The 14,043-nt window shown below is 36.5% G+C and carries 9 protein-coding genes; 1 reads left to right on the forward strand and 8 read right to left on the reverse strand.

Annotated features, from left to right (window positions below; genetic code table 11):
* Nucleotides 1–48: 48 nt before the first annotated feature.
* The 3 genes from ntdP to recX all read right to left on the reverse strand — a co-directional run bounded on the left by ntdP (nt 49) and on the right by recX (nt 2,612).
* The gene (gene ntdP / locus BAU17_RS02590) at nt 49–582 is read right to left on the reverse strand and encodes a nucleoside tri-diphosphate phosphatase (RefSeq protein WP_161901260.1); all 534 of its coding nucleotides are present in this window, start codon (nt 580–582) and stop codon (nt 49–51) included.
* 91 nt (nt 583–673) lie between these two features.
* The gene (gene mutY, locus BAU17_RS02595) at nt 674–1,840 is read right to left on the reverse strand and encodes an A/G-specific adenine glycosylase (RefSeq protein WP_161901261.1); all 1,167 of its coding nucleotides are present in this window, start codon (nt 1,838–1,840) and stop codon (nt 674–676) included.
* The gene (gene recX, locus BAU17_RS02600) at nt 1,830–2,612 is read right to left on the reverse strand and encodes a recombination regulator RecX (protein ID WP_161901262.1); all 783 of its coding nucleotides are present in this window, start codon (nt 2,610–2,612) and stop codon (nt 1,830–1,832) included. The genes mutY and recX overlap by 11 nt, the downstream gene beginning before the upstream one ends.
* Nucleotides 2,613–2,701: 89 nt before the next feature.
* Between recX and rlmD the strand changes: the two genes are divergently transcribed.
* Nucleotides 2,702–4,078, forward strand: a complete 1,377-nt coding sequence (gene rlmD, locus BAU17_RS02605) for a 23S rRNA (uracil(1939)-C(5))-methyltransferase RlmD (protein ID WP_161901263.1) — start codon at nt 2,702–2,704, stop codon at nt 4,076–4,078.
* Between the two features lie 42 nt (nt 4,079–4,120).
* Here rlmD and BAU17_RS02610 read toward each other — a convergent pair whose 3' ends face one another.
* The 5 genes from BAU17_RS02610 to BAU17_RS02630 all read right to left on the reverse strand — a co-directional run bounded on the left by BAU17_RS02610 (nt 4,121) and on the right by BAU17_RS02630 (nt 13,668).
* Nucleotides 4,121–4,621, reverse strand: a complete 501-nt coding sequence (locus BAU17_RS02610) for a GNAT family N-acetyltransferase (protein ID WP_161901264.1) — start codon at nt 4,619–4,621, stop codon at nt 4,121–4,123.
* Between the two features lie 71 nt (nt 4,622–4,692).
* Nucleotides 4,693–9,027 carry a PolC-type DNA polymerase III gene (locus BAU17_RS02615; RefSeq protein ID WP_161901265.1) on the reverse strand — a complete coding sequence of 1,445 codons (4,335 nt, stop codon included), beginning with the start codon at nt 9,025–9,027 and terminating at the stop codon, nt 4,693–4,695.
* 109 nt (nt 9,028–9,136) lie between these two features.
* Nucleotides 9,137–10,825, reverse strand: coding sequence for a proline--tRNA ligase (locus BAU17_RS02620; protein ID WP_161901266.1), 1,689 nt, complete (start codon nt 10,823–10,825; stop codon nt 9,137–9,139).
* Between the two features lie 37 nt (nt 10,826–10,862).
* Nucleotides 10,863–12,128, reverse strand: coding sequence for an RIP metalloprotease RseP (gene rseP / locus BAU17_RS02625; RefSeq protein WP_161901267.1), 1,266 nt, complete (start codon nt 12,126–12,128; stop codon nt 10,863–10,865).
* Nucleotides 12,129–12,387: 259 nt separating this feature from the next.
* Nucleotides 12,388–13,668, reverse strand: a complete 1,281-nt coding sequence (locus BAU17_RS02630; protein WP_161901268.1) for a C40 family peptidase — start codon at nt 13,666–13,668, stop codon at nt 12,388–12,390.
* Between the last annotated feature and the right edge of the window lie 375 nt (nt 13,669–14,043).

Here is a 14,043-nt window from a genome sequence, read left to right on the forward strand (position 1 = left end):
AGAAACCTTATCCATCTAGGTTTCTAGCTCCTTTTTCAAATGTTACTGTCATTTCTGCGACAATTGCTTGTAGCGGTTATACCATATATCGACATAACCCTCAGAGAATGGTCCTTTTCCGTTGTTAATCCAATCGACTAAAATTTTGACGTTTTCCTTGAGAATAAAGTCAATATCTTGTGGATACTCCATAATTTTACTATGCAGTTCATACTCATCCACGTCTAATAAACGTTTTTCTCCATCGGGAAACACTTTGATATCTAAATCATAATCAATATATTTCAGCGCTTCTTCATCTAACAAATACGGTGAAGCTAGATTACAATAATAGGAAACCCCTTTTTCTCGAATCATTGCTATTACATTGAACCAGTACTTTTTGTGAAAATACACAATAGCTGGTTCTCGGGTTACCCAACGTCTCCCGTCAGATTCGGTGACCAAAGTATGATCGTTGACACCTATCATGGAATGTTCGCTGGTTTTCAATACCATAGTATCTCGCCACGTACGATGCAAATTGCCATCATGTTTGTAGCTTTGAATGCTAACAAACTCGCCTTCTTTTGGAACTCGCATAGCAACCCTTCCCTCAGCGAAATCCTCGCATTTGTTTGGGTGTTCATTACACCGACATCGTAAACATTATATCAATAAAAAATGAGCTTGACTAGAAATCTTTATCAACTTTCTGATATTTATTGAATTGTGTCACTAATTTTTGCTGAGGTTTTGGGAAAACGTACGTATCAAAAGAAGATTCCGGAACCCAACGCCCTTGTTCTGGTGTAAAAGAAGTTCGTGTACGACCATAAAAAAGTAAGACATGCCATTTTAAATGACTAAAGACATGGGTAATTTCACCATAGTGTTTCTTTTGCCAAACAACAGGTAATTCATCAAAAATTTGTGGTGCTAATTCTTCTGCGACTAAATCGAGTGTCAGCTGTGCATTTTCCTGTGATTTTTCCCATGTTCGGAGCAGTTCCTCATATTCTTGCTTGCTAACTTCTTGTAGTGGGAAATGCCACATTTTGGCTAATAAACCTGTTTCCGGTCGTTGGAGTAATAAAAATTCATTTTGTTGATTTTCAATTGCTCCGGCAACGTAATAAACATCTTTGGGTTTTGCTTTTTTCGTTTTGACTGGAAATTCCGTTTGACGTTGATTTTGGTACGCTAAACAGAATTGTTGAATCGGGCATTCTTCGCAACGTGGGGCTGTTGGATTACAAATATCCGATCCTAAATCCATAAACGCTTGGTTCATTTCTCCTGGTTGTTCATGAGAAATAATCGCACGAGTTGCCGCATCAAAAACTTTACGACTACTTGCCTTTGCAATATCCTCTTCGATTTCAAATAAGCGACTTACGACACGCATAATGTTGCCATCAATCGCCGGTTCAGGTAAGCCAAAAGAAATACTACTAATTGCGCCCGTTGTGTAGGGTCCAATCCCTTTAAGTTGACTAATTTCCTCTGGTGTTTCTGGAAACTCGCCCCCGAAATCAGCCATAATTTGCTGTGCTGCTACCTTTAAGTTACGAGCACGTGAATAATAGCCTAGACCTTCCCAAATTTTCAGTAGTTTTTGTTCATCTGCTTCTGCTAAATCTTTGATTGTGGGAAATTCCTCCATAAATCGGTAGTAATAGCCAATGACCGTATCGACACGTGTTTGTTGCAACATAATTTCCGAAATCCAAATATTATAGGGATGGGTATTTGCACGCCAAGGTAAATTGCGCTTTTCTTGATGGTACCAATGTAAAAAAATCTCTTGAAAGGAATCTATTTTTTCTTGATTCCACTGTAACCAATTCTCATTCTTCATCTATTATTTCCTCATCAATAAATCGTTGGATTAAATCAAATTCAAATCCTTTTTGATATAATTTTTGTTTTAATTTTTGTTGGTCATTTGGATGTCTACGTAAAAGTTTTGCCCCTTCTTTTTGGATAGCATCCCATTCTGCTTCTTCGTCTTTTTCATCAGGCAATTCGGCCATTACTAATGAGATAATGTCACTAGAAAATCCCTTTTGCATTAGTTTTATACGTAATTTTTGCAAGGTTTCGCGATGACTCTTTCCGTGAAACATTTGTAGACTCTTTGTAGCTGTCTTAAAAGCAATATCAAATTGATCTTCTGGTGTATATAAGTACATTACTTCTTCGATAACGTCATTTTTCAAGCCTTTTTTGCGTAATTGTTGACTAATCGCTTGCGGACCTTTGTCACTCAAGCGCATTTGTGTACGTACAAAACTCTGTCCGTACACCACATCATCGACTAGTTGTAATTCCTGCAAGCGTTGAATAATTTTTTGCGTATCTTCACGGTTAATTTCTTTGTCTTTCAAATAAATGCGCATCTCTTGTTCGGTACGTAGTTGGTAGCTGATATAATTCATCGCTAACTGTAAACCAATATCGTAGCCAGCACTTTTTTTAATTTCCTCAAAAACTTGTTCGGTAATTTCTGTCCCTTTTAATAAACGATAACGCACTAATAAATCTTCAGAAATGCGTAATTCTCGTTTGTCATCAAAGCGGACTTTATAAAAATTGCTTTTGTCTTTTGAAATACTTGTTACTTTTAACATATTTTCACCTCACGAACGTACATTCTATTGTATCACATTGCCTGAACTATGTTAAAATAAACAAGATGAATCAACGAAAAGGAGTTCTTATGGCAACTATACAATTAAATACAGGACAAACATTACAATTAAAAATTAAACGATTAGGCATCAATGGCGAAGGCATCGGTTATTACAAACGACTGATTATTTTTGTGCCCCGCGCATTACCAGGAGAAGAAGTTATTGTAAAAGTAACAAAAGCCACGCCCACATTTGCTGAAGCTAGCTTAACAAAGATTGTCAAAAAAAGCCGTGACCGGATTCAGCCTCCTTGCCAATTTTATGACCGTTGTGGTGGCTGCCAATTACAACATTTAGCCTACAATAAACAACTAGATTTCAAAAAAGATTTGCTTGCACAAGCTTTGGCGAAATTCAAACCTAAAGGCTACCAAAACTATGAATTACGCAATACTTTAGGGATGGAAAATCCATGGCGCTATCGTAATAAAGCTCAATTTCAACTACGTTACAACGATAAACAAAAACGTGCTGAAGCTGGCTTATATGAAGCAAATTCGCATCAATTAGTTGCGATTGATGATTGTTTGGTACAAGAAGAATCTACGCAAAAAGTTATCAATACGGTGATGCAATTAGTCAATAAATATCAAATTCCAATTTATAACGAACGAAAAAATTCAGGGATTTTACGTACGCTAATGGTCCGCGTTGGGATTGAAACCGGCGAAGTTCAATTAGTTTTCATTACCAATTCACCTAAATTACCACAAAGAAATGCCCTTGTTCGCGAAATTAACCAACGCTTACCTGAAGTAGTCTCTATTATGCAAAATGTCCAAAGTAAAAAGACGTCATTGATTATGGGCGATGATACCTTACACATTTGGGGAAAAGAAGCAATTGAAGAGCATTTAAACGGTTTGGTGTTTGATTTATCGGCACGTGCCTTTTTCCAATTAAATCCAAAGCAAACCAGCGTTTTATACAATGAAGCGATTAAAGCTTTAGAAATCACCAAAAATGAAACCGTCGTTGATGCTTATTGCGGTGTTGGTACCATTGGACTAAGCATTGCTGATCAAGCCAAAGAAGTTCGCGGTATGGATATTATCCCACAAGCCATTGATGACGCAAAGCGCAACGCTGAACGAATGGGTTACACCAATACGCGCTATGAAACAGGAACTGCCGAAGAATTGTTGCCAAAATGGCTCAATCAAGGATTTACACCTGATAGTATTGTCGTTGATCCACCTCGTACTGGGCTAGATGATAAATTGTTACAAGCCATTTTAACGCATGCACCTAAAAAATTAGTGTATGTTTCTTGTAACGTATCAACATTAGCAAAAGATCTAAAAAAATTAGCTTCTGTCTTTAAAGTGGATTATCTACAATCAGTCGATATGTTCCCACAAACAGCTCGTTGTGAAGTTGTAGCAAAATTAACGCGAATCTAATCGAAAAGGATGTTTCTTCTAGCAAGAAAACATCCTTTTTTGTTATAGTAAATATTCAAAACATACATATGTACCCGATGGACCAAATTGCCTGGATGGATCAATACACTTTTCTTTAAACTGGAATTGATTTTTTAGCAACACAATTTGTGAACCATAATTATCAATGGCTGTCCCCGCTTCTAAGGAGGTAAAATGCTGTTCTTTCGCAATTTTCTTCATCAGATATAACGCGCGTGAAGCAACACCACGTCCAGTATATTTCTTACCAATACGATAGCCCACACTGCCCATTTTTTCATTTTCCGTTTGCTGAACATCTGTAATATTTATCCGATCAACCAATTGTTCGTCCATATAAATCACAAACATTGTTTCTTCCTCTTGGATTAACGTATTTAAAATCGTCAAAAAAGAGTCTTTTTCAAAATATACTGCCGGTCTAGGCAAGAAAGTTTGTTCAAAATAAATTCTATTTTGTTTCTCAAAAGCAAATAATTCTTCTGCATGTTTCATTGCTAGTTTTTCTAAGTGAATGGCCATTGTTTGCCTCCTTTTTTCTCAGTATAGCATAAAAAAACCTCAAAACCTTAACAGATTTTGAGGTTACATTTTTATAACATATCGAATAACGACAATTGATTTTCATCTGGTAAGTCTTTTAACACACCATTGTCTGTCATATATTCAATCAATGTTTTAGATACTTTTCCACGGTTGGCTAAATCTTCTTTTGAAAGGAATGGGCCATCTTTACGCGCTTCTACAATTTGTTTCGCCACGTTCATCCCTAAACTTGGGACCGCTCTGAAAGGCGCAATTAATTTATTGCCATCAATCACAAAGTTTTCGGCATCTGATTTATACAAATCAATCATTCCAAATTCATACCCACGTTCAAGCATTTCATTGCATAGCTCCAACACAGTCAAAAGATTTTTCTCTTTTGTTGATGCATCCAAGCCTTTATCAGTGATTTCTTTCATTCGTTCTTTGACCGCGTCTTTCCCTTTCGCCATAGCGACAATATCAAAGTCGTCGGCACGCACTGAGAAATACGCACAATAATAGAGAATCGGGAAATACACTTTAAAGTAGGCTACGCGTAATGCCATCAAAACATAGGCTGCAGCATGGGCTTTCGGGAACATATACTTAATTTTCAAACAAGAATCAATATACCAGTCTGGTACATTTTGTTTTTTCATTTCAGCTTGCCAATCTTCAGGAATCCCTTTACCTTTACGCACACTTTCCATAATTTTAAAGGCTAAACCGTCGTCTAAGCCAGCATGCATTAAATACACCATAATATCATCCCGACAACCAATAACATTAGCTAAGTCAGCTGTTCCTTGACGAATCAGCTCTTCCGCATTTCCTAACCATACGTCAGTTCCATGTGACAAACCAGAAATTTGAAGTAACTCTGCAAACGTGGATGGATGGGTTTGTTCCAGCATCCCTCGCACAAAGCGGGTACCAAATTCAGGAATCCCTAATGTCCCTGTTTTAGAAAAAATATCTTCTGGAGTTACACCTAATACCTCAGTTCCTTCAAAGATACGCATGACTTCTGGATCGTCTGTCGGAATTGTTTGTGGATCAATCCCTGATAAATCTTGCAACATTCGAATAACCGTTGGATCATCGTGTCCAAGGATATCTAGTTTCAAAATATTGTCATGAATCGAATGGAAATCAAAATGGGTGGTTCGCCATTCGGCATCCAAATCATCTGCAGGATATTGAATCGGCGTAAAATCATACACATCCATATAATCCGGAATAACGATAATCCCCCCCGGATGCTGTCCGGTTGTTCGCTTCACTCCGGTTGCTCCTTTAGCTAAACGATCAATCTCAGCTGCACGAAAGTGTAGATTGTTATCACGTTCGTAGCCTTTCACGAATCCAAAAGCTGTTTTATCCGCAACCGTGCCAATTGTTCCCGCACGGAATACATAGTCTTCTCCAAACAATACTTTCGTATAGTTATGAGCTTCTGGCTGATATTCCCCAGAGAAGTTCAAATCGATATCGGGAACTTTATCCCCATGGAAACCTAAGAACGTTTCAAACGGAATATCGTGACCATCTTTTTTCAAACGTGTACCACATTTTGGACAATTCTTTTCAGGCATATCAAAACCTGAACCGTAGGAACCATCTTCATAAAACTCGGAATACTTACATTCAGGGCAATGATAATGTGGTGCAAGTGGATTAACCTCGGTAATCCCTGTCATTGTCGCCACAAAGCTAGACCCGACTGAACCACGTGAACCAACTAAATAGCCATCTTCGTTACTTTTATGCACTAACTTTTGCGAAATTAAATAGATAACGGAGAAACCATTCCCGATAATTGAGTTTAATTCTTTTTCTAATCGCTTTTCAACAATTTCAGGTAATGGATCGCCGTATAATTCTTTGGCGCGATTATAACTCAAATCGGTAATTTCTTGCTCGGAACCTGGAATCTTCGGCGTATACAATTCATCTTTAACTGGAATGACAACTTCACAAGAATCTGCTAACTCATTCGGATTAGTAACGACAATTTTCTTCGCCACATCATTTCCTAGAAATTGGAATTCGGTCAGCATTTCATCGGTCGTTCTAAAATGTACTTTTGGCAAACGATGTCGATTTAATGGATTGGCCCCTCCCATCGAGTTTATTAATATTTTACGGTAAATAGCATCTTCTTCATTCAAGTAATGCACATTACCAGTTGCTACAACCGGTTTTCCTAGCTCATCGCCAATCGCAATCAGTTTCTCAATAATATCTTCTAAATCTTTTTCATTTTTGACTAATTCTTGTTCAATCAATGGTGAATATACAGGTTTTGGCATGACTTCAATATAATCATAAAATTTAGCCAATTCTTTGGCAGCCTCATAGCCTTTTTGCATCATTGCGACAAAAACTTCCCCTTTGTCACATGCTGTCCCTACCAATAGCCCTTCACGTAATTTGGCAAGTTCTGATCGGGGAATCCGCGGTACTTTATCATGGAAGTAAGTCACGTTGGACATTGAAATCAATTTAAATAAGTTTTTCAGACCTGCTTGGGTTTTAACCAAGATAGTTGTATGAAATGGTCGGGCTGCTTTAATTGAATTTGCACCACCCACATGACGGTTCAAATCTTCATGAAGCAACATCTCATGTTTTTCCATTGCTTCTTTGACAAACATCCAAGCTAAATGTCCTGTCGCCTCCGCATCGTAAATCGCACGGTGATGTTGTTCTAACGATACACCAAATTTTTTCGTTAAGACACCCAAACCAAAACGCTTAAATTGTGGATATAGATAGCGAGCTAATTCTAATGTATCAATGACTGGGTTATCTGCTTCAGGAATCCCATATTTTTTATAACTCATATTTAAGAAGCCCATATCAAAGGATGCATTGTGGGCAACTAAAATCGCCCCTTCAGAAAACTCGCGGAACAACCGTAATACTTCTTCTTCCGATTTTGAACCTTTTACCATTGCATCAGTAATACCTGTTAAATTAATTGTGGTATTTGACAATGGATGGCCGGGATCAATGAATTCGTCAAAGGAGGCTTCGACATTACCTTTGTGCATCTTCACTGCTGCCAATTCGATAATTGTATCATATACGGCGGAAAGTCCGGTTGTCTCCACATCAAACACGACATACGTTGCATCAGATAAGGAAACTGGTTGTGGATTGTAAGCAACTTCTACGCCATCATCAACCACATTTGCTTCAACACCGTAAATGACTTTCACACCAGCTTTTTGACCGGCTTGATGGGCATCTGGAAAGGCTTGTGCACCACCATGATCGGTAATTGCAATGGCTTTGTGTCCCCATTTACCAGCTTGAGCAACCAAATCGCCGACATTGTTCGTTGCATCCATTGTACTCATATTTGAATGAAGATGCAGTTCTACACGTTTTTCATCATCCGGTGCATAATCCTTACGTGTCTCATGTTTCACTTCGGCAATATCTTGTGCCATCATAACTAAATCACGCATATAGTTATCTTCTTGAATACTTCCTCTTGCGCGAACCCAGCCACCTTTAGAAATAGCTTCAAAAATTTGCTTGTCTTTATCATTATTAGAAAAACGTTTTACAACAAAGGAAGAGGTGTAATCAGTGATTTTCAACGTTAATATAGAACGTCCCGATTTTAATTCTAAAATTTCTTTGTCGAAAATATACCCTTCAATTGTGACACGGCGTTCTTCTTCTAAAATATTCCCCATAGGCATGATTACTTCATCAGTTGGAATTGAACGCCCCAACATAATAGGTCCTTCAAAAGCCGGCTCTTGTTTCTTCTCTTTTTTACGTTGCTCATGCATAGCAATACTTTCAGCTGCTTGTTGCATATACGCCTCTTGTTGTTCTTGTTGGCGCTGTTCCAATTTTTTATAATCTTCCTCTGCTCGTTTCTTATCGAGTAGCGGTTGAATACGGAATTTTTCAAAACCAAATTCTTGATAATTGCTTTCAATAAGTGGTAAGTATTGTTGCTGTAAAAGCCCCATAACGGATTCATTGGTCACCGATAATTGAATATTATTTCCATTTAATTTTGGTACTTGTGATTTTAAGACTTGTTTAACTAATGGTGTGTCACAATTCTGGTTAGCTAAAGCTAGTGGCCAATATTCTTGTAATAATTGCTCATTAAACATGCCATCTTCAACTTCAATCTTTAATTCAACAGCCGCAATATCTTTAAACGCCAATTGTAAATGCTGGCGGAATGCTTGATACAACATTGGTGGCAATATTTTTTGAAACCCTAAAGTAAATGACCAACATTTTGATTGTCGGTGTACCACTACTTGTAAGATTTTTCCTGTTTGTATCAGAGGATGCTGCTGAATTTCTGAATCTAACTGTAATTGCTCCAGTAAGATGTCAAACTTCTCTCTTTCTTTAGACAAGTCTACCCCTCCATTTCTCGTATCTTTTAGTATACTCTTTTTTAGTTGGGTTTTCATTAAAGAAGTCTAGGACTTTCATCAAATTTGATTACAGCCCTAGACTTCTTTATTATTCGGCAGTTAAAAGAATATTCAGTGTGTCTGCTAATTCTTCTTTACGCACTTCTAATGTTGCATTTGTTTGTCGAATTTTAATTTCAACAATGCCTTCCGTTGCTTTCTTACCAATTGTAATTCGAATTGGACAGCCTATTAAATCTGCTTCTACAAATTTAATTTCTGCTTCTTCCATCCGATCATCTATTAATACCTCATATCCTGCCTGCTGCATTGTTTCTGCCACTTCTTGAGATAATTGTAATTGATAGTCGTCTTCCATATCGATTTGTAATATATGCAAATCAAACGGCGCAATTTCTTTTGGCCAAGCAATCCCCTGTTCATCGCTGTGTTGTTCAACAATCGCTGCTAGAAAACGACTAATTCCAATTGTATAACACCCCATACGGATAGGAATAGCTTGTCCTTCTTCAGTTGATACGGTTGCCCCTAATTGTTCACTACAATGCAAACCTAATTTGAAAATATTCCCAATTTCAATCCCTTGCTTGAATACAATCGTACCTTGTCCGTCAGGAGAAGGATCGCCTTCTTGCACTAAACGAAAATCAGCATAAGCTTTTGGTTTAAAATCACGATTAGGATTCACATTAACAAAATAGGTATAGGATTCATTGGCACCAGTGACGGAATTTACTAGGTCTTCTACATATAGATCAGCATAAATTGCCACATGTTCAGAATGATTGACTGGGCCGATGAATGCTTTTTCTACACCAAAAAGAGACTGACTTTCGGTCTCAGTTCCTTCTCGCAAGACACGACATCCTAGATAATTTTTTAATTTTGTACGATTGATTTCATGGTCCCCTCGCAACAAAACTAAAATTGGTTGATTGTCTGCAACAAATAAACGAGATTGAATCATTTTGTTTGTCTCAATCATTAGACTTTCGGCTACTTCTTGAATTGACTGGTTTTCTGGCATGCTTACTTTTTCAAGATTCAAATAAGTAGCGTGTGATTTTTTAGAGGTATATAAACTAGTTGCCATCTCGCGATTTGCTGCGTAATCACTTTCATCTGAAAAACAAATCGTTTCTGTACCAATCTCTGAAATCGCAATGAATTCTTGCGAGTCAACACCGATTGTGCCACTATTTCCTAATACTCGCTTAAAGACTAAACCACATCGTGTTAAAATAGAACGATATGCCTGTTCATATGCACGATATTGTTGCTCTAAGCTTTCATCCGAATCATGAAAAGAATAGCTCTCAGATGTAATGAACTCTCGACTATGGATTAATCCAAAACGAGGTTGTTGCTCATCACGATACTTTGTTTGGATTTGATAAAGATTTAATGGTAGCTGTTCATAGGAAGAAATTTCATTTTGAATTAATTTCATAAACATTTCTCCATGATTTGGTCCCAACAAGTATTCTCGTTGTGCCATATCTTTAACATGATACAATTCTAAATCTTCCACTTGCGTCCATAAATCCTTAGGTATCAGACTTGGCATCATTAATTCAATACCATCCAGATGATCAAATTCTTCACGAATAATCGATTTGATTTTTTCAATTACACGATAAGCTAGAGGCAAATACACATAGATTCCATTTGATATTTGACGAATAAAACCTGCACGCAATAAAAGCTGATGACTCACCGCTTCTACATCCACAGATGTTTCTCGCAAAGTTGGAATCAATAACTTTGACTGTTTCATTTTTATCTCCTTCACTTCACCATCTCAACTATTTTCTTTAAAAAAAGAACCGTTGAATATCGTTCCAAGTAACAAGTACCATCAACAGCATTAATAGCCCAAACCCAACTAATGTAATTATGCCCTCTTTTTCTTGGCTTAAAGGTTTCCCCCGAACCCCTTCAACCACATTAAGCAATAATTTACCACCATCCAAACCTGGAATTGGCAAAAGATTGAAAATTCCTAAATTCATTGAAATCATCGCCGTTAATAACAACACAGTCATCACACCTTGATTTGCAGCTTGCGAAGACATTTGGAAAATCGCAACCGGCCCACCTAATTGATCTAAACTAAAATTCGATATTAATGAACGTAAAGCTTGAATAATCCCCACAAACGTATTCATACTTTCTTGGAAACCACCAATAATTTTATCCCAAAAGCCTGTTTTAATCGAAGCTTGAATACCTAGTTGCCCGACCTTTTGCTCACCAGCTTCTACAGCTTTTGGTGTCACATTAATCGTTTGTGTCTGATCGCCTCTTTGAATTTCAATGTGTAATTCTTCATTTGGATTCTCTTTAATAATTGTTTGCATCTCTGTCCAAGTTGAGATTGTTTCTTGATTGATTGCTAGTACTTTATCACCTTTTTTTAGACCAGCAACTTGAGCTACTCCATCTGGACTTACGTCACCAATAACTGTTGATTGCTCATCAACAACGCCACCACGTAAAAAAACAATAGCAATAAATAAAATTATTGTTAAAATAAAATTATTCATCGGACCTGCAAAATTGGTTAACATTCGTTGCCATAATTTAGCGGATTGAAACTGGACATCTCTCGGTGCAATACGCACTTCAGTCCCATCTTCTTCAACAATCATCGCGTCGTGATCCACCCTGTACGTAATTGGATTGCTTTCATCACCATTGACAAAACCTGTGATTGTTAAATTATCCAACAAATCATATTTAGCCACTTCGAAAGGAATTGCATTTGGTAGCTGTACTTTCTGACTCGTATTAATCTTTATGACAGTATTTTGTTCATTTAAAACTAGACCAACTAACATACCTGCCTTTAATTCTTCTTCCTCTTCCGCACCTGCCATTCGGACATACCCTCCCATTGGCAACGCTCGTATCGTATAAGTCGTTCCATCTTTTCCTTGATGACTGTATAATTTAGGACCCATTCCTATCGCAAATTCTCGTACCAAAATACCGGCACGCTTTGCAAAATAAAAATGGCCAAATTCATGGATAACTACGACTACTGAGAAGACAATCAAAAATACTAAAATAGTCTTCATCTATTTCTTCCTTTCTTAAATTATTCCCCAACTTTAAGGTAAATACTCCATCATTTTATCATATCTACAACAATTCACAATTGTTCCCCCACTTTGTAACAAGAATGTAACTTTAAATAGTAGCGTTAGCCCACTCTAGACTCACTCTATTCATATAAATTCGTATCAAAAAATACATCATAAAAAAAGAATCTCTTTTCCGTTAAGAAAAAAGATCCCTTTACTTCTAATTTATTACCTATTATCAACTTAATTTAACTTATTTTAATACGGTTGCATCACTATTTAAATATCCATACCATTTTCCTGAAGCATCATATAAAGTATAATATTTTCTACCATTCCCTAATACATAAAATCCTTGTGCAATGAATGACTTATTCATATAATCAGCTGTACTAATTTTTCGAGATGAAAAGAAGAAATCTGAATATGAATAGTAGCCACTTTTTGAAATAACAACCTCTTTATTGAACGCTGTATATACAACGTTTATTAAATATTTTGAATCGATATAACCTGCCCAACTTCCATCTTGATTATAAATAGAAATAATTTTTGCGCCATTTTCCATAATATAATATGCTGTTTCATTGTAGGCTTTTCCTAATTTCCCTGTAGTGGTATCTCGTACCTTAGTTAAAGATAGGTCATTCCACATACTTTGTCCCTCAACAGAGATAGATACTAATTGTTTTTGCGCGTAATACGCAATAGTTGATGCTGCTTTTGAATTAAGATATCCATGCCATTTTCCTTCTTTATCATACAAACTATACACTTTATCACCATTTCCCAGTGTATAGAAACCTCTTACTTCAAATATTTTACCGATAATTTCGCTCGTGCTATTTCTTAATGTATCACAATATAAATCACTATACACATTGACATTTGAACGATTGACAACAACTTCTTTTCCAAATGTTGTATATTTTACTTGGATAGCAAACTTAGCATTGACGTATCCTGCCCAACTTCCATCCTGATTATATAAAGAATATACAACTTCACCTGAACGATATTGATATAAACCTGTGACATTAAAAACTTGACCATTCGTTGTTGTTCTTCGCTCATTTGTACCTTCTAGATTATTCCATAATTTAATATTATTTCCTTTGATTGATGCTAAAAAATCACTTTTTACATATTGAGGATCAGGTACTACTGCTTCGCTTAAAAGACGTCTTGCAAAATCAGGCATAAAATATTTCATTTCAAGGGTAGTAACTGTTTCACCAGGTTTCGGTGCATGAATCATCAAACCATTACCAATATAAATTGCATCATGGTATGTCTGTCCTCTAGTTCCATAAAATAGGATATCTCCTGGTAAGAGTTCTGTTAAACTTACTTCTTTTCCATATGTTTCCTGTAAAATCGTTGAAGGTGGCAAAATAATCCCTAGTGCTTGCTTAAATACATACTGTACTAATCCTGAACAGTCAAATGAATCTGGACCTTTACCTCCCCATACATATGGTTTACCTAGATGTTTTTTTGCTTCATTTACAATACGTGTTTGTTCTGGTGTCATAATTAATTCCTCCTATTTTCTTCTCCATGCGTCCATGGTAGACATATGTCTATATACGTAGTGTAAATGTTTTTCATGTTCTAAAAAGACCAAACCGCTATATATATCCAATCAACTTATATGATTATTACTCTTCCCCATTAAATACCACCATTCATTTATGACTAAAGAAAGATAATTTGAAGACAGATTTTAGATATGTAAATTACTCTTTAAATAAATATAGGATACTGAAAATATTTAAATAATTTTATAAATAGGTACGGATACATCAAAAAAGCTGTATTAGTAGTAAACTAAAACAGCTTTTTTTGATTAAAAGATACCTAATAAATGCATCATCGGAAAGACAAATAATAAACTGACGAATCGATC

It is taken from the genome of Candidatus Enterococcus willemsii, from assembly GCF_009933335.1.
Classification (GTDB): domain Bacteria; phylum Bacillota; class Bacilli; order Lactobacillales; family Enterococcaceae; genus Enterococcus_F; species Enterococcus_F willemsii.